We start from the raw sequence: 18,308 nt of genomic DNA, 5'->3' as shown, positions 1-18,308 counted from the left end.
TTTTATTTCCGGAATCGCTTTCGCCAGATGCCCACGTCAGCGATCGAAGCACAGCACATTGAGGAAGCCGCGGTCATGAAAATCATCGTTATCGGTCACGGGATGGTCGGCCACAAACTGGTCGAATGCCTGGCACAGGACGCGGCGCATGGCCTCGACATCACTGTGCTGTGCGAAGAATCCCGGCCGGCATACGATCGCGTGCACCTGTCCGAATTCTTCGCGGGCAAGACGGCTGACGATCTGTCGCTCGTCGAGCCGGGTTTCTTCGAACGCCAGAACGTCTTGCTGAAGCTGAATGCGAAAGCGGTGGCGATCGATCGCGAGGCGCGCATCGTGACGGTCTCGACCGGTGAGACATTGCCGTACGACAAGCTGGTGTTCGCCACGGGCTCCTATCCGTTCGTGCCGCCCGTGCCAGGCCGCGAGCGGGCCGATTGCTTCGTCTATCGCACCATCGACGACCTCGAAGCCATGCAGGAGTGCGGCGCACGCTCGAAGACCGGTACGGTGGTCGGCGGCGGTCTGCTGGGTCTCGAATGTGCGAAAGCATTGCGCGACATGGGGCTGGAAACGCACGTGGTTGAATTCGCGCCACGCCTGATGGCGGTGCAGGTGGATGACGGCGGCGGCCGCGTGCTGCGCACCAGAATCGAAGAACTCGGCCTGACGGTCCACACGCAGAAGAACACCTCGGCGATTGTCGACGGCGAGAAAGGCACGCACCGCATGCAATTTGCCGACGGCAGTTTCCTCGACACCGACATGATCGTGTTCTCCGCGGGCATTCGGCCGCGCGACGACCTCGCACGCGAAAGCGGCCTGGCACTCGGGCAACGTGGCGGCATCGTGATCGACAACGCGTGCCGCACCAGCGATCCGCACATCTATGCGATCGGCGAGTGCGCGCTGTGGAACGGTCAACTGTTCGGCCTCGTCGCGCCCGGTTATGACATGGCGCGCACGGTGGCGAAGCAACTGCTCGGCGACTCGGCGGAATTCACCGGTGCCGACATGAGCACCAAACTGAAGCTGATGGGCGTGGACGTTGCCAGCATCGGCGACGCGCACGGCAACACGCCGGGCAGCCGTACCTATCAGTTCAGCGACGAACGCAAGCAGGTCTACAAGAAGCTGGTGGTGTCCGATTGCGGCAAGTATCTGCTCGGCAGCGTGATGGTGGGCGACGCGAGCGAGTACGGCACGCTGCTGCAGATGATGCTGAACCGGATCGAATTGCCGGAGTCGCCTGAATTCCTGATTCTGCCGTCGTCCGACGGCAAGGCGAAACCGGCGCTCGGCGTCGAGGCCTTGCCCGCCACCGCGCAGATCTGCTCGTGCAACAACGTCTCGAAGGGCGACCTGTGCGCCGCCGTCTGCGCGGGTGCGACCGACATTGGCGCGTTGAAGTGCGCGACCCAGGCCGGCACCTCGTGCGGCGGCTGCGTGCCGCTCGTCACGCAGGTGATGAAGGCCGAGATGAAGAAGCAGGGCCTCGCGGTCAATAATCACGTGTGCGAACACTTCCCGCACTCACGTCAGGAGCTGTATCACCTCGTGCGCGTGGAAGGCACGCGCAGCTTCGGCGAATTGCTGGCGAAGCACGGACACGGCCTCGGCTGCGATATCTGCAAGCCGGCCGTGGCGAGCATCCTCGCGTCGTGCTGGAACGAATTCGTGCTGAAGAAGGAGCACGCTTCGTTGCAGGACACCAACGACTACTACCTCGCCAACATCCAGCGCGACGGCACCTATTCGGTGGTGCCGCGCATGGCAGGGGGTGAGGTGACGCCTGACGGTTTGATCGCCGTCGGCCAGGTGGCGAAGAAATACGGCCTCTACACCAAGATCACCGGCGGCCAGCGCGTCGACCTGTTCGGTGCGCGGGTCGAGCAACTGCCGTTCATCTGGGAAGAACTGATCGCAGCCGGTTTCGAGTCGGGCCATGCGTACGGAAAATCGCTGCGCACGGTGAAGTCGTGTGTCGGTTCGACATGGTGCCGCTATGGCGTCGGCGATTCGGTGGGTCTCGCGATCGAACTCGAAAACCGCTACAAGGGCCTGCGTACGCCGCACAAGATCAAGTTCGGCGTATCCGGCTGCACGCGCGAATGCGCGGAAGCACAAGGCAAGGACGTCGGCATCATCGCCACCGAGAAGGGCTGGAATCTCTACGTCTGCGGCAACGGCGGCATGAAACCGCGCCATGCTGAATTGCTCGCGTCGGACCTCGATAAAGAAACGCTGGTGCGCTACATCGACCGCTTCCTGATGTTCTACGTGCGCACGGCAGACCGGTTGCAACGCACCAGCGTGTGGCGCGACAACCTCGAGGGTGGCCTCGACTATCTGATCGACGTGGTCGTCAACGATCGTCTGGGTGTGGCCGCGGACCTCGAAGCGGAAATGCAGCACGTGGTCGAAACCTACGAATGCGAATGGAAGAAGGCCGTCACCGATCCTGAGACACGCAAGCGCTTCCGTCACTTCGTCAACAGCGGCGAGCCGGACAGCAATGTCACCTTCGTCGAGGAACGTGGGCAGATCCGGCCCGCAACAACGACCGAACGGCGCTCGAAGCTCGCTTCGATTCCTGTGGTTGCGGAAACCGTTTGATTCTTTTTTGCGTCATTCACCGAGGACCTCCGCCATGAACCTTGACCGCGTTCCGCTTGCCTGGACACCGGTTTGCCCGCTCGACGAGATCGTTCCCAACACGGGCGTGTGCGCGCTCGTCAACGGTGAACAGGTCGCGGTGTTTCATGTGGAAAACGGTGACGCGGACAGCATCGTGTATGCGATCGAAAACTATGATCCGGGCTCGCAAGCGGCGGTGCTTTCGCGCGGCTTGATCGGCAGTCTCGGCGACCGTCTCGTGGTCGCTTCGCCGATCTACAAGCATCACTTCGATCTGCGCACCGGCGAGTGCCTCGAAACACCGGCGTATTCCGTCAGCGCGTTCGCCGCGCGAGTGGAAAACGGGCAGGTGTGGGTCGCGATGTGAGTCATTGATTGCTTGCCAACTTTACCGAGCGATGCCGCCTGCCATGTCCTCCAGCAGCGTAAAAACGGTGTGCCCCTACTGCGGCGTCGGCTGCGGAATGGTGCTGCACGTCGAGGACGGGCAGGTCGTGAAAATCTCTGGCGATAAAGAGCATCCATCTAACTTCGGACGGCTCTGCACGAAGGGTCAGTCGGCGCATGTCGCGTTGCGCAAGTCGGGGCGTCTGGAGGGCGCGTTCGTGCGTCATGCCCGCGACCAGGATCCGGTGCCGTTGCCGATGGCGCAGGCAATCAGCGACACAGCGGCGCGTTTGCGCGGCCTGCTCGACGCGCATGGACCGGACGCGCTCTCGTTTTATGTGTCCGGGCAGATGTCGATCGAGGCGCAGTACCTCGTCAACAAGCTCGCGAAGGGTTTTGTCGGCACCAACAATATCGAATCGAATTCGCGTCTTTGCATGGCGAGCGCGGGCAGCGGCTACAAGCTCTCGCTCGGTGCGGACGGGCCGCCAGGGTCATATGAAGACATCGATCACGCCGACCTGTTCTTCGTGATCGGTGCGAATATGGCTGACTGTCACCCGATTCTGTTCCTGCGCATGATGGATCGCGTGAAGGCCGGCGCGAAACTGATCGTGGTCGATCCACGCCGCAATACGACGGCTGACAAGGCCGATCTCTTTCTGCAGATCAAGCCGGGTACCGATCTGGCTTTGCTCAATGGCCTGCTGCATCTTCTGCACGAAAACGGCCATACGGATGCGTCTTTTATCGCGGACGCGACTCAAGGCTGGGACGCGATGCCGGCTTTCCTCGCGGCCTACACGCCGGAGAAAGTCGCGGAAATCACGGGCCTCGCCGCAGAGGACATTCGCCGGGCCGCACAGATGATCGGCGCCGCGCCGGAGTGGATGAGCTGCTGGACCATGGGCCTCAATCAGAGTACGCACGGTACGTGGCACACCAACGCGATCTGCAATCTGCATCTCGCTACCGGCAAGATCTGCCGCCGCGGCAGCGGTCCGTTCTCATTGACGGGCCAGCCCAACGCGATGGGCGGCCGTGAAATGGGCTACATGGGTCCGGGTTTGCCCGGACAGCGTTCGGTACTGGTCGAAGAAGACCGCACATTTATCGAAGATCTGTGGGGTGTTCCAAAGGGCACGCTGAAGACCGAAGTCGGCAACGGTACGATTGATATGTTCACCCGCATGGCCGCGGGCGAGATCAAGGCGTGCTGGATCATCTGCACCAATCCGGTCGCGAGTGTCGCGAATCGTCAGAACGCTATCGCTGGATTGCGCGCGGCGGAGCTCGTGATTTCGCAGGACGCGTTCCTCGACACCGAGACCAACCGTTACGCCGACGTGTTGTTGCCCGGCGCGCTGTGGGCCGAAGCCGAAGGCGTGATGATCAACTCGGAGCGCAACCTGACGTTGATGCAGAAGGGCATCGAGCCGCCGGGCGCCGCGTTGCCGGACTGGCAGATCATCGCGCGTGTCGCCTGTGAAATGGGTTTCGCCGCGGCGTTCACCTATGCGAGCGCCGAAGAAGTTTTCGCGGAAATTACCCGCGTGTCGAATCCGAAAACGGGTTACGACCTGCGCGGCGCAAACCATCGCCGGCTGAAGGGCAAGCCGCTGCAATGGCCGCTTGCCGCTGACAACACGACTGACCGCAATCCGATTCGCTACATCAACGACGGCGTCAGTCAGACGCTGAAGGAACTCGCCGACGGTAGCCGTCCGCGGTTGGTATTTCCGACCGCAAGCGGCAAAGCGGTGTTCTTTGCCCGTGCTTTTGCGGCCCCGGCCGAATTGCCGGATCGGGAATTTCCGATCGTGCTGAATACGGGCCGCTTGCAGCATCAATGGCACACCATGACCAAGACCGGCAAGGTCGCGATGCTCAACAAACTCAACCCTGGCCCGTTCGTCGAGATTCATCCCGAAGATGCGGCCACGCTCGGCATCAAGGCCAAGGACCACGTCGAGATCCGTTCACGGCGCGGACGCGCCGTATTGCCCGCGGTCGTCACGGAGCGCGTGCAGGCAGGCAACTGTTTTGCGCCGATGCACTGGAACGACGTGTTTGGTGACGATCTGTGTATCAACGCAGTCACCAGTGATGCAATCGATCCGATCTCGCAGCAACCCGAACTCAAGTTCTGTGCGGTCGCGCTGAGCCCGGTTGCGGTTGAAGCCATCGAGCCGATTTCGATTACCGATGACGAGACGCTTACCGACGAGCCTGCCGTTGCAACCGGCGCTATGCCGGCGAGCGCTATATCGGCGAACGCCGAGGAACAGGACATGCCCCGTATCGAAGCACTTTGCCGCCTGTTGCAACTTCCGCAGACACCCGCGCCGTCCTTCACGGAGACCGAGCGGACGTATCTGACGGGTTTCGTCAGCGGCCTGCGTTCGGCCGAAGCACAGGGCATCGTCAGCGTGCCGGTGTTGCCGGGCAGCGCACCGTTTGAGCGGACGAATCGTCTATATGTGGACGGCATGCTGGCCGGACTTTATAGCCGCGTCGGAACGAATGCGGCCGCGCCTGTGGGTGCGCTTGCCGCGCCGCAGGCCGACGCGCACGCTGCCGGCGTGCGCATTGTGCGCGCAAGGCCCAAAGTCACGCTGCTGTGGGCCTCGCAAACCGGCAACACAGAATCGCTTACGGAGCGTTATGCCACGCGTCTGATGGAGTCGCGCTTCGAAATCCGCACCTCATGCATGGCGGACTATCCGGTATCGGCACTCGCGAAATCGCAATACGTGTTGCTCATGACGAGCACATTCGGCGACGGCGATCCGCCCGACAACGCGCAAAGTTTCTGGTCCCAGTTGAGCAGCGGCGCAGCGCCTCGTCTCGACGGCGTGCGCTATGCGGTGCTCGCGCTGGGCGATCGCAATTACGATCAGTTTTGCGGCCACGGCCGTCGGCTTGATGAGCGTCTTGCCGAACAAGGCGCGCTGCGTCTGATGGATCGCGTCGACTGCGACAGCGAGTATCAGGAAAGTGCCGATGCCTGGCTTGAATGCATCATCGTGCGCATCAACGAAGAAGATGCGGCGCTGCATGCCGTGCCGCCGGGCGGCATGATCAACGCCGTGGTGCCAGGCGCCGTGCCGACCAAAACGCGCCCGGCCGCATCGCGGCTCGTCAGGAACCTGCAACTGAACAAGCAGGGCGCGGCGAAGGATACGCGCTACTTCTCGTTGAGTGCGGGTGATTCGGGTATCGAATATGAAGCGGGTGATGCACTGGGTGTATGGCCGAGTAATTGCCCCGAACTGGTCGACGAGTTGATCAGTCTGAGCGGCCTGAGCGCCGAGGTGGCGGTCAACGTGTCAGGCGTCGGCGAAATGCGTCTCGCCGATGCGCTCGGCAAGCACTACGAGATCGCGCGTCCCAGCCCGGATTCGCTCGCGTTTATCGCTGCGCGCAGCATCAACAGCTCACTGCGCGACCTGTTGATGCCGGAGCGCAAGTCCGATCTCAAACAATGGCTATGGGGTCAGCAACTCGCGGACGTGCTCCACGAATTTCCGGTGACGCTGACGGCCACCGAATTGACCGGCGTGCTCAAGCGTCTGCAACCGCGTTTGTACTCGATTGCATCGAGTCCGAAGGCGCATCCCGGTGAAGTTCATCTGACGGTTTCAGCGGTTCGCTACAGCAATGGCCGTCGCCATCGAAAGGGTGTCTCGTCGACGTTTCTCGCCGACCGTGCCGGCGACGTCAGCGTACCGGTATTCGTGCAGAAATCCGCACACTTTCGGCCTCCTCACGTTTCGGATACGCCGATCATCATGGTCGGTCCCGGCACCGGCGTTGCACCGTTTCGCGGTTTTTTGCACGAGCGGCGTGCAGGTGGCGACAAGGGGCGTAACTGGCTGTTCTTCGGCGAACAACATGCGGCCACCGATTTCTACTACCGCGACGAACTTGAAGCGATGCGCGACAGCGGTGTGTTGACCCGGCTCGACGTGGCGTTCTCACGCGATCAAACGGAAAAGATCTATGTGCAGGACCGCATGCGCGAGCAGGGTGCGCAACTGTGGGCATGGCTCGAAGAAGGTGCGCATTTCTATGTTTGCGGCGACGCAAGCCGGATGGCGAGAGACGTCGACACGACGCTCAAGGAGGTGGTCGCCCAGCACGGTGGCATGAGCGAAGAAAAGGCCGCCGATTATGTGGCCCGTTTGGCGCAGGAAAAGCGCTACGTACGCGACGTTTATTGATTTTTTAAGTAGACGGAACCGGTGCGGTTTCACGGCTTCAGAGAGCACCCAATAACGCCTCAGTAGATGGACCCGGATGGCATGGAGCTTGCGTGTTAATGCCGGTATTCAACATCGCGACCGTTTCGGTGCGCCGTGCCAGGCGCCGCGAACCTGGTAATCGAACAATCAGTATATGTGAGGATGTCTAATGAAAAGCGTGATGAGCTCTCTGAAGAGCGGGGATTGGCGAGCGTTAGTGGCGTGCTTTCTCTATTTCGACACTGGCTTCACCGTTTGGGTGCTGTACGGGCCGCTCGCGCCGTTCATCAGCAAGAGCATTGCGATGACACCCGCCCAGCAGGGTTTGCTGGTCGCCGTGCCGGTGCTGTCGGCGGCCATTCTGCGCGTGACCCTCGGTAATCTGTATCAATCGGCGCACGGCAAACGCATCGCGTTAATGGGCGTATTGCTCTCGGCAGTACCGACGATCGTGCTGCCGCTGATGCCATCCGTGCCGTCGTACACCGTGCTGCTGGTACTCGGCGTGTTCCTTGGCGTGGGCGGTGCAAGCTTCGCCGTGGCGCTGCCAATGGCAGGGAGCAACTATCCGCCGAAGGTGCAGGGCCTGGTGCTCGGTCTTGCCGCAGCAGGCAACATCGGTGCGGTACTCGACGGTTTCATGTTCCCGCAACTGGCCACGCACTACGGCTGGCAAATGGCGACTGCCGGCGCACTGCCGTTGCTCGCGATTGCCGCAATCACGCTGTACTTCTGGGCCAATGATTCCGGTATCAAATCGGGCAGCGTACTGCGCGCGTTCGGCAGCTTTGCCGTCACGCTCGTCGGTTTGATCGTGCTCGTGCTGCTGGTCGAAGCGGGTCTGTTCGGTTCGGGCAAGACCGGTGTGCTGCTGTTGCCGGTGATTGGCGCGCTGCTGGCGATTGCGGTGCTGCCCAAGCGCTATCGCACGGTGCTGGGCGAGCGCGACACGTGGGTGATCATGCTGGTGTACAGCATCACCTTCGGCGGTTTTGTCGGCATGTCCTCGTATGTTTCGCTGCTGCTGACCAATCTGTATCAACTGTCGAAGATCGACGCGGGTCTGTTCATGGCGCTGCTTGCCGCAACCGGCGCGATCGTGCGGCCGTTCGGCGGCTTGATCGCCGACAAGGTGTCAGGGGTGCGTGCGTTGACCTTCCTGCTGGCGGTCATTTCGCTGTGTGACTTCGTGTTCGCCGCTGCAATGCCTTCGATGGCGGGCGGAATTGCGCTGCTGCTATGCCTGTACCTGGCCTTCGGTCTCGGTAATGGCGCGACCTTCCAGCTGGTACCGCATCGTTGGGCCGGCCGCACCGGCCTGATGTCGGGCATCGTCGGCGCCGCGGGCGGCATCGGCGGATTCTATCTGCCGGTCGTGATGGGCATCGCGAAGGAAAGCACGGGCAGCTATCAGATGGGCTTTGCGACCTTCGGCGCGCTGGCGGCTTGCGCGTTCCTCGCGATCGTCGCACTGCGCCGTCCGTGGATGGCGTGGTCCATGCACACTAACGTGATGCATGCACACGCAACGGAGTAAGGTAATTCGGCATCCGCGCCGATGCGTGTCTGCCAATGGCGGTCGCGCGGCGCGTTCGGCAAGATAGTGGTCGAGATCGGCGGTTGAGACGGCGGCGCTGCCATGCCTCGGCGGCGTTTGCCGTGAGCCAAAAATATGCAGGCAAATACTTGCATGTTGCGGGTTGTGCGCCTAATATGCAGTCAGGAGGCTGCATATGAATCCGTTATCTGACTCATCAACCGATCGCATCGAAAAACAGATTCTGCTGAAGGCGCCGCGCTCGCGAGTGTGGCGCGCATTGTCCAACGCCGAAGAATTCGGCAATTGGTTCGGCGTGAATTTCAGCGGCAAACAGTTTGTCGCCGGCCAGTCCGTGCAAGGCAACATCACGTATCCGGGCTACGAACATCTTGTTATGGACGTGCTGGTCGAGCGGGTCGAACCGGAACATCATCTGTCGTTTCGCTGGCATCCGGCCGCGGTGGATATCTCGATCGACTACTCACCGGAGCCGACCACGCTGGTGGCATTCGAACTGACCGAGGTCGACTCGGGCACCTTGCTGCGCGTGGTCGAATCAGGCTTCGACCGGATTCCAGCCGCACGGCGTGAAGAGGCGTTCCGCCTGAATAGCGGCGGCTGGGAACAGCAGATGGTCAATATCGAAAAACATGTCGCCAAGGGATAAGCCGGCGACCGGTCATGCGCGAGTGAAGGCGGCCATGCTGCGAAGTTCCGCGCAGATTTTTGCGGCGCTCGGCGACGAGACGCGCCTGCGTCTGATCGCAGTGTTGTGCGCGGGCAGTGCGATGTCGATCGCGCAGTTGACTGCCGGCACGGAAATCACCCGGCAGTCGATCACGCAGCATTTGCAGGTGCTCGCCGACGCGGGCCTCGTGCGCGACGTCAAGGTGGGCCGTGAACGCTTATGGGCGTTCGAACCGGCACACCTGGACGAAGCGCGGCGCGCGCTCGAAGCGATCTCGCAGCAGTGGGATCACGCGTTGCTGAGGTTGAAGGCGGCGGTGGAGGAGTGAGGGGTCTTAGAACTTGTGCCGCAGCGCGACCCGTACGGCAACCTGATTCCCCGTCGACGACGGCGCCTGCACGCCCGGAATGAACGCGCTGTCGAGAATCGAGTTGGTCGAATCGCCCGCGACCTTCTGGTACTCGCCCTGCACGTATACGTCCGTGCGCTTGGACAGGTTGTAATCCGCCATCAAACCGACCGAGTGAATCTTCGGCTTCACGCTGCCGGTCGACGCATCGTAGTTTTCCATCGTGTACACATACTGCGCGCCGATAAAGAAAGTCGGCGTGAACTGGTATTTGCCGTTCACTTCGAAATTCTGGTACTTCAGCGTATTCAACCTGACACCGGACGCCGCCAGCGGGATGCCGATATAGCCGTTGCCGGTGGGATCCTTATAGTTTGAGTTGGTGTAAGCAAAACCAGCGGTCGCCGCACCGAACGTGTAGTTGATGCCGCCGCCGAACACCCGCATGCGTCCGGCGATGAAACTCGCGTCGTTCGCGGTGATCGCGCCGCTCGAACCCGCGCCCGGATTGTTCGCCTGCAGGTACGCGGCTGCAATCAGCAGTCCGCCGTTCGCATACTGGCCGCCAAAGCTATAGGCGCGGTTGTTCGCGAAGTTCGTGTCGTTGCTGAAACTGTACACGCCGCCGAACTGGAAGCCTGCGATCTCCGGGCTCGCGTACTTCACGCTGTTGCCGAGGCGGAACGAGTTGTCCGTATTGTCGTTGTCGTACGGGTGCGCAAACAGGTAGCCGGCCCAGTTGCCGTTAGCGGTGGTCTGCGCGAGATAGTCGACCACCGAGTCGTACTGGCGCCCGAGCGTGACCGTGCCGAACCGATCGTCGCTCAAGCCTACGTAGGCCTGGCGGCCGAACATGCGGCCGCCCTGGCCAAGCCGCCCCGAACTCACATCGAAGCCGTTTTCCAGCTGGAACACCGCCTTCATGCCGCCGCCCAGATCTTCCGAGCCCTTCATGCCCCAGCGGCTGCCTTGCGCATAGCCGCTCGCCATTTCCCAGACCGCGCCGCGCCCGGCGTTGTTGGTGTAGTCGATGCCTTCATCAAGCACGCCGTACAGGGTCACGCTGCTTTGCGCGAAGGCGGACGGGGCCGCCAGCGAGGCGAGTGCGGTGATTGCCGCGGTAGCGATGACATTCTTTTTCATTGTGAGCTCCAGACATTGGTAATGAGCGACCCAATGGTTCGAAACGGGTTCGAACGGGTTCAAAGGCCGCTGCTTATTGGCAAAGCCCGGATTCTGCTATTCGAGATGGGATTCGCGTATGAGGCACATCCCTGGTTAAACGTGATTTTTTCGAATGTTTGCCCCGCAAATTATTCGCTTGTGGCGGGCCGCGCCGGAGAGAAAAATTCCGTTCATGCACCTTTGGCATGAAGGCGATAGCCGAAGGCAATGCGCCACTGCACCAGGTTTTTCAGGAGACGACCATGCGACTCGATCGGAATTTTGCTAACGGCCGCTTTATCGATGCGGCAAGCGACGAGCTCATCGCCGTCACCAACCCTGCCAATGAAGCCGTGATTGCCCATGTCACGGGCGCCACCCAGGCCGAGGCTATCGCCGCGGTCGACGCCGCATCAGCCGCCCAGAAGGGCTGGCGCAAGCTGCCTTCGGCGGAGCGTGCGGTCTATCTGCACAAGCTCGCCGACGCGCTCACCGACTGCGCGCCCGCCATCGGTGCGGCGCTCGCGCTGGAGTCGGGTAAAAGCGTCGCCGACGCCACCAACGAAGCGATCTACGCCGGCCAGATCACCCGCTACCACGCCGAATGGGCGCGCCGCATCGAAGGCGAGGTGATTCCGAGCGACACGCCCGACGAAAACCTCGTGCTGCATCGCGAGCCGATCGGTGTGGTCGCGTGCCTGATTCCGTTCAATTACCCGGTCTATACGTTCATGCGCAAGGTGGCGCCCGCGCTGATCGCCGGCAATACCGTGGTGGTGCGCCCAAGCAATAACACGCCGACCTCCGCATTCGAGATCGCGAAGGCGGTTGAGAAGGCCGGGCTGCCGGCCGGCGTCGTGAACATTCTCGCAATGAACCATGCGACTGCCGAGGCGCTCTGCACGCATCCCAAGGTCGGCATGATCACGCTGACCGGCAGCGTCGGTGCGGGCCGCAAGGTACTCGAATACTGCAAGGCGAACATCGCCAAGCCGTCACTCGAACTGGGCGGCAAGACGCCCGCAATCATCGAGGCGGATGCCGATCTGGAGAAAGCCGCGCGCGATCTGGTCGCCTCCAAAACCACCCACTGCGGGCAGCTTTGCACAGCGATCGAACGGGTCTACGTGCAGGAAAGCGTGCATGACCGTTTCGTCGCGCTGCTGAAGAAGCACATGAGCGCGGTGGAAAGCGGCGATCGCAGCGAACAGCCTTCGCTGATGGGGCCGCTCGTCAACGAGGCATCGCGCCAGTCGATTCATGGGATGGTCGAGCGCGCGATCGCGGCGGGCGCCACGCTTGAAACCGGCGGCAGGCTTCCGCAAGGCAGGGGCTTCTTCTATCCGGCCACGCTGCTGTCGAACTGCCGTCAGAACATGGAAATCATCCAGGAAGAGACCTTCGGTCCGATCATGCCGGTCGTCAAATACCGCACGCTCGACGAAGCGCTGGAGATGGCCAATGACCACCAGTTTGGTTTGTCGTCGGTGCTCTATACCGAGAACTATCGTAGCGCGATGAAGATCGCCAACGGCATCGAGGCAGGTGAGCTGTATGTGAACCGCACGCCGGCCGACCCGTATCAAGGTTTCCACGCGGGCTGGAAACGCTCGGGTCTCGGTGGCGACGACGGCAAGCACGGCATGCTCGAATTCACCCAGACCCGTCTTGTGGTCATGAAGTACTGACGCTGCAACCGGCGCGTGCCGCGCGATTCGGAGTAGACGGCACGCGTCGCCTTGAAACCCGCAGAAACGCAGCAATCCGCTGCACTTATAAAAATATTTGAAGACCCGGCGGCCCGGTGAACCGGCGCTGTGTCTTCCAGGAGCGCTCACGTGTCATCTCAGCCCGTTCAAACCACCGCTTCGCTCGCCTCAAGCGCCGCGGAAACCGCATTGCAAGCCAACAAGGCTCAACGCTACATCCAGCTCATCTTGCTGGTCGTGGCGGCCGGTGCGATTTACCCGATTCTGTATCTTCGGCAGGTCTATCAGCCGACGATGCTCGAAGTGTTTCACATCACCGATAGTCAGCTCGGCTATCTGTATTCGTCGCTCGGTACGATCTTTCTACTGAGCTACCTGCCGAGCGGCTGGCTCGCCGACCGGATCGCACCGCGTCTGTTGATCTGCTTTTCGCTGGTCGCGACCGGCGTGCTCGGCCTGTGGTATTCGACCGCACCGTCCTTCAATATGCTGATGCTGATCTTCGGCGGCTGGGGACTGTCGACGGGTTTGACGTTCTGGGCCGCCGTCATCAAACGCGTGACGATGATCGCCGGCACGCACGAGCAGGGCCGCTTCTTCGGTTTGCTCGACGGCGGACGCGGTTTGATCGAAGCGATGCTCGCAACCGTCGCGATCACGTTGTTTGCGTGGTTCACGCAGACCAAAGGCGAACCCGTTACGGCTGGCTTCAAGCTGGTCCTCTACATGTACGCGTTTCTGTGCATCGGGCTCGGCGTGGTGCTCGCACTCGTCAAAGACCCGCAAGGCACGGAAGACGCGGCCGCCAATCGCGCCACGAGGAAACGCAGCAATGTACTGGTCGATCTGAAAACGCTCGCGTCGATTCCCGAGTTGTGGCTGGTCGCGGCCATCGTGTTCTGCGGCTATCAGGTGTTCTGGGCCACCTACAGCTTCTCCGCGTATCTGCACGAAGGCGAAATCGGTTTGACGGTGGTGATGGCCGGCACGATCACCACGCTCAAGCTGTGGATGCGGCCGATCGGCGGCATTGGCGGCGGCTTTCTCGGCGACCGTTATTCGAAGGTCTCGGTGCTGGTGATCGCACTCTTCCTCGCTGCACTGTCGCTGCTGGGTCTGATGGCGGCGCCGCGTATCGCGAGCCACGTTCTGCTGGTGTTCCTCGTGCTGTTCATCGGCATTCTGACTTACGCGATTCGCGGTCTGTACTGGTCGCTGCTGGATCGCTGCCATATCCCGGTCGAAACGATGGGCCTTGCTATCGGCCTGATCTCCGTACTCGGCTACTCGCCCGACGTGTTCTTGCCGTTGATCAACGGCTATCTGACGCAGAACTTCCCGGGCGTCTTCGGTTACCAGCTTTACTTCGGCTATGTGGCCGGAATGGCGGCGCTCGGCGGCTTTGCCGGTCTTGCGCTGAGAAACATGCTTAACAGGAAAGGGGTTGCGTAAATGAAAGTCGTCTCGCTCGAAACGCATATCGTCGCCGTACCGCCGCCGCACGTGGGCGGCATGTACTGGATTTTCGTCAAGCTCAAGACCGATTGCGGTATTGAGGGTGTCGGTGAAATCTATTCGGCGACGTTTCATCCGAAGGCGATGACTCACATCATCGACGATGTATTCAGCCGCTACCTGCTCGATAAAGATCCGCACCATATCGAGCGGCTCTGGCGCGAAGCGTATTCGAGCGGTTTCACGCAACGCCCCGATCTGACGATGATGGGCGTGGTCAGCGGGCTGGAAATGGCGTGCTGGGACATCATCGGCAAGGCGGCGAACAAGCCGGTGTATGAACTGCTGGGTGGCATGGTGAACCAGCGTCTGCGCTCATACACCTACCTGTATCCGAAGAACAGCAAGGGCGAATACGACTATGACGATCCCGATCTCGCCGCCGAATGCGCTGTTGAAAACGTAAAACGCGGCTTTACTGCCGTGAAGTTCGATCCGGCGGGGCCGTATACGGCTTACTCGGGTCATCAACTGTCGATGGAAGTGCTCGACCGTTGCGAAATTTTCTGCAAGCGCGTGCGCGAAGCTGTCGGCAGCAAGGCCGATCTGCTGTTCGGCACGCATGGGCAGATGGTGCCGTCGTCGGCAATCCGGCTCGCTAAACGGCTCGAAAAATACGATCCGTTGTGGTTCGAAGAACCGGTGCCGCCGGGGCAGGAAGGCGCGATGGCGCAAGTCGCGCAGCACACGAGTATTCCGATTGCTGCGGGCGAACGCCTGACCACCAAATATGAATTCTTCAAGCTGCTCGAAGCGGGCGCGGCGTCGATCCTGCAACTGAACGTGGCGCGCGTGGGTGGCCTGCTCGAAGCGAAGAAAGTTGCCGCGATCGCCGAGGTGTATTACGCGCAGATCGCACCGCATCTGTACAACGGGCCGATCGGCGCGGCGGCCAGTATTCAGCTCGCAGCCTGCACGCCGAACTTTCTGATTCAGGAAAGCATCGGCACATGGGACGGTTTCCACGCGGCGGTGTTGAAGAAGCCGATTCAATGGGAAGACGGCTACATCATTCCTTCGCAGGAACCGGGCCTGGGTGTGGAGTTGAACATGGACGTCGTCAGGCAGCACACGCCGTACACCGGCGAGCGTCTGCATCTGCAAATGGCGGCACAACCCGCCGACGTGAAAGACCTCGCGCCGGCCAGGGGTTGAACCTGGATTGAACCTGTGGGTTTCAAGCTGCGGGTTTCAAGCTGCGGGTTTTAATCTGCGGGTTTTAATCTGCCTTACGCATTCAATGGATTGGGCGCCGTCTGGCGACATAGAGCATGAACTACGATTACATCATCGTCGGCGCAGGTTCGGCGGGCTGCATTCTCGCCAATCGCCTTTCGGCGTCAGGCCAATACTCAGTGCTGCTGCTCGAAGCAGGCGGCAAAGATAGCTCGTTCTGGTTCAAGGTCCCGGTGGGTTTCACCAAGACGTACTACAACGAAACCTACAACTGGATGTACTACAGCGAGCCCGAAAAAGAACTCGACAACCGGCCGATCTATTGTCCGCGCGGCAAAGTTCAGGGCGGCTCCGGTTCGATCAACGCGATGATCTACGTACGCGGCCAGCCGCACGATTTCGACGATTGGGCCGCCGCAGGTAACAAGGGATGGGCGTTTCGCGACGTGCTGCCGTATTTCCGCAAGCTCGAATCGCATCCGCTCGGCAACACCGAATATCACGGCGCGGATGGTCCAATTCGCATCTCGCCGATGAAGGACGCAGTGCATCCGATTTGTCGCGTGTTTCTGAAGGGCTGCGACCAGGCCGGCTACAAGCGCAGCGACGACTTCAACGGCGCGCAATTCGAAGGCGCCGGCATCTACGACGTGAATACACGCAATGGTCAGCGTTCGTCGAGCAGCTTCGAGTATCTGCATCCGGTGCTCACGCGCAAGAACCTGACGGTCGAACGTGACGTGCTGGCAAGCCGCGTTCTATTCGACGGTTACCAACGGGCAATTGGTGTGAGCGTGACACAGAACGGCGCTACGCGGCAGTTCATGGCCACCCGTGAGGTGATCCTGTCGGCGGGCGCGGTCGATTCGCCCAAGCTGCTGCAACTCTCGGGCGTGGGCGACAGCGCATTGCTGGCGAAGCATCGCATCGCGATGGTCAAGGAACTGCCGGCTGTGGGGCAGAATCTGCAGGACCATCTGTGCGTGAGTTTCTACTATCGCGCGAACGTGAAGACGCTGAACGACGAGATGCGTCCGCTGCTTGGCAAGCTCAAGCTCGGCCTGCAGTATCTGCTGACGCGCAAGGGGCCGCTCGCGATGAGCGTGAACCAGTCGGGAGGATTCTTCAGAGGCAACGATCAGGAAGCGCAGCCGAATCTGCAGTTGTATTTCAATCCGCTGTCGTACCGGATTCCAAAGAGCAGTAAGGCGAATCTCGAACCCGAACCATACTCGGGCTTCCTGTTGGCATTCAATCCGTGCCGGCCGACGAGCCGCGGATCGATCGAGATCGCATCGAATCGCGCGGAAGACGCCGCGAAAATCCGTATCAATGCGTTGACGACGGAAAAAGATATCGACGAAGTGATTCAGGGCTGCGAACTGGTGCGCAAGGTGATGGCATCGCCGGCGCTGAAAGAGATCACGGTCGAGGAAATCTCGCCGGGGCCGCAGGTGAATACGCGTGAAGGCTTCCTGCAGTATTTCCGTGAGCAATCAGGTTCGATCTATCACCTGTGCGGTTCGTGCGCGATGGGCGACGACCCGCGCACCTCCGTGGTCGATACGCGTTTGCGGGTGCACGGCATTGCTGGCTTGCGCGTAGTCGATGCGTCGATCTTTCCGAACATCACGTCGGGCAACATCAATGCGCCGACGATGATGGTGGCGGAGAAGGGCGCCGAGATGATTCTCGAGGACGCCGCCACTGAAGTCGCCTTCAGACCTGACGCGGCGGAGCTGGCGGCGGCTGCCTGACCGATGGAAATTCATCGTTAGCGGCGACTCAACCCTCTGAACCCAACTGCGCGGACTCCGATGAATCGAGCGCACGCTCGGTCAGCCAGATCTCCTGTTGCAGCCAGTCGCGAAACAATGCGACGTGCTGCAACTCGTCCTGTTCCGCGCGCGTAACGAGCCAGTACGACTGGTGACCGTCGACATGCACGTTGAGCACCTGCACGAGTTGGCCTTCCGCGAGTTCGCGGCCGATCATGTGACGATCAGCGATGGTCACGCCAAGTCCGTCGACAGCCGCGCGGATAGCGTGATCGAGCAGATCGAATTCATAGCCGCCGCGCGTGTCGACGTTTTCTATACCGGCGGCTTTCAACCAATGCTGCCACGTCAGATAGCGCTGATCGGCGCTCGCGAGCACATGCAGCAGCGTGAACTGATTCAGGTCGATGGCCGCGCGACCTGCCTGCCGCGCGAGCAACGCGGGCGCGCAGACGGCGATGTGCCGTTCGTTCATCAGCAGACGATTATCGACGCCTTCCCACTCGCCGTTGCCGAAGCGGATCGCGCAGTCGAGCACACCGGATTCGGCGAGGTTGTCGTCGACGCGGGTCGACAGGCTGAGTTCGAGATGCGGATGCGCGTCACGCAGACGCCCGAGACGCGGCATTAGCCAGCGGCTCGTAAAAGTGGGCGGCGCGTTGATGCGCAGACGATTGCGGTGGGTTTTCTCCTGCAGGCTGCGGACCGTGAGTTCGATCCGGTCGAACGATTGTTGCAGGGCTTGCAGGAGGATGCGGCCGGCGGCCGAGAGCTCCAGGTGATGATGGTGACGCTGGAGCAAGGTCTCGCCGAGTTGCGCTTCCAGTTGCCGGACTTGCCGGCTGACCGCGCTTTGCGTCACGTTCAGTAGTTCCGCTGCGCGGGTGAAGCTGCCCGTGCGGCCAGCAACTTCGAAGGCTTTTAGCGCGTTCAGCGCGGGCATTTTGCGTTTCAAGGTCTGATACCCAAGGGGAGGCTGGTGCGCGGCGGCGCGGGTGCTGGGTATTTTATCTGGTTGCTTGTGGTGGTTGGGTTTTCGTTGAGTTTGTTGCTTGCGCGGCGCTTTGTTGTCTGGTTGCCTATGGCGTTGGCCTTTCCTTGAATTGTTATTGGTTTATTAA

Annotated in this window: 12 protein-coding genes; 10 read left to right on the top strand and 2 right to left on the bottom strand. The window is 61.1% G+C overall.

Features of this window, described 5'->3' with window-relative positions:
- The first annotated feature begins 75 nt into the window (after positions 1-75).
- From nirB to PQR40_RS11795, 6 genes are all read left to right on the top strand, one after another.
- The gene (gene nirB / locus PQR40_RS11820) at positions 76-2,616 is read left to right on the top strand and encodes a nitrite reductase large subunit NirB (protein WP_408509053.1); all 2,541 of its coding nucleotides are present in this window, start codon (positions 76-78) and stop codon (positions 2,614-2,616) included.
- 34 nt (positions 2,617-2,650) lie between these two features.
- Positions 2,651-3,004, top strand: coding sequence for a nitrite reductase small subunit NirD (gene nirD, locus PQR40_RS11815; RefSeq protein WP_408223170.1), 354 nt, complete (start codon positions 2,651-2,653; stop codon positions 3,002-3,004).
- Between the two features lie 43 nt (positions 3,005-3,047).
- Positions 3,048-7,247, top strand: a complete 4,200-nt coding sequence (locus tag PQR40_RS11810) for a bifunctional nitrate reductase/sulfite reductase flavoprotein subunit alpha (protein ID WP_408509052.1) — start codon at positions 3,048-3,050, stop codon at positions 7,245-7,247.
- A 190-nt stretch (positions 7,248-7,437) separates the two neighbouring features.
- Positions 7,438-8,805: an MFS transporter gene (locus PQR40_RS11805; protein WP_408335401.1), complete on the top strand. Its 1,368-nt coding sequence runs from the start codon at positions 7,438-7,440 to the stop codon at positions 8,803-8,805.
- 196 nt (positions 8,806-9,001) lie between these two features.
- Positions 9,002-9,475, top strand: coding sequence for an SRPBCC family protein (locus PQR40_RS11800; protein WP_408388832.1), 474 nt, complete (start codon positions 9,002-9,004; stop codon positions 9,473-9,475).
- Positions 9,459-9,824 (top strand): ArsR/SmtB family transcription factor, encoded by a 366-nt coding sequence (locus PQR40_RS11795; protein WP_408223178.1) that lies wholly within the window; start codon positions 9,459-9,461, stop codon positions 9,822-9,824. Before PQR40_RS11800 ends, PQR40_RS11795 begins: the two co-directional genes overlap by 17 nt.
- A gap of 6 nt (positions 9,825-9,830) precedes the next feature.
- Here PQR40_RS11795 and PQR40_RS11790 read toward each other — a convergent pair whose 3' ends face one another.
- Positions 9,831-10,988, bottom strand: a complete 1,158-nt coding sequence (locus PQR40_RS11790) for a porin (RefSeq protein ID WP_408335398.1) — start codon at positions 10,986-10,988, stop codon at positions 9,831-9,833.
- A gap of 284 nt (positions 10,989-11,272) precedes the next feature.
- Between PQR40_RS11790 and aldA the strand changes: the two genes are divergently transcribed.
- From aldA to PQR40_RS11770, 4 genes are all read left to right on the top strand, one after another.
- On the top strand, positions 11,273-12,697 hold the full coding sequence (aldA, locus tag PQR40_RS11785; RefSeq protein WP_408388834.1) for an aldehyde dehydrogenase: 1,425 nt from the start codon (positions 11,273-11,275) through the stop codon (positions 12,695-12,697).
- 150 nt (positions 12,698-12,847) lie between these two features.
- Positions 12,848-14,170, top strand: a complete 1,323-nt coding sequence (locus tag PQR40_RS11780) for an MFS transporter (protein WP_408223184.1) — start codon at positions 12,848-12,850, stop codon at positions 14,168-14,170.
- A complete protein-coding gene (locus PQR40_RS11775; RefSeq protein WP_408388836.1) occupies positions 14,171-15,388 on the top strand; it encodes a mandelate racemase/muconate lactonizing enzyme family protein in 1,218 nt (405 codons plus the stop codon).
- A gap of 116 nt (positions 15,389-15,504) precedes the next feature.
- Entirely contained in the window at positions 15,505-17,166 is a 1,662-nt protein-coding gene (locus PQR40_RS11770; RefSeq protein WP_408223188.1) for a GMC family oxidoreductase, read from the top strand.
- A gap of 28 nt (positions 17,167-17,194) precedes the next feature.
- On the opposite strand, the gene PQR40_RS11765 is transcribed toward PQR40_RS11770, so the two are convergent.
- Positions 17,195-18,130 carry a LysR substrate-binding domain-containing protein gene (locus PQR40_RS11765; protein WP_408223190.1) on the bottom strand — a complete coding sequence of 312 codons (936 nt, stop codon included), beginning with the start codon at positions 18,128-18,130 and terminating at the stop codon, positions 17,195-17,197.
- Between the last annotated feature and the right edge of the window lie 178 nt (positions 18,131-18,308).

Origin of the sequence: Paraburkholderia sediminicola (assembly GCF_046026855.1) — a bacterium.
Lineage (GTDB): Bacteria > Pseudomonadota > Gammaproteobacteria > Burkholderiales > Burkholderiaceae > Paraburkholderia > Paraburkholderia sediminicola_A.
This window is presented reverse-complemented; position numbering and strand designations above follow the sequence as displayed.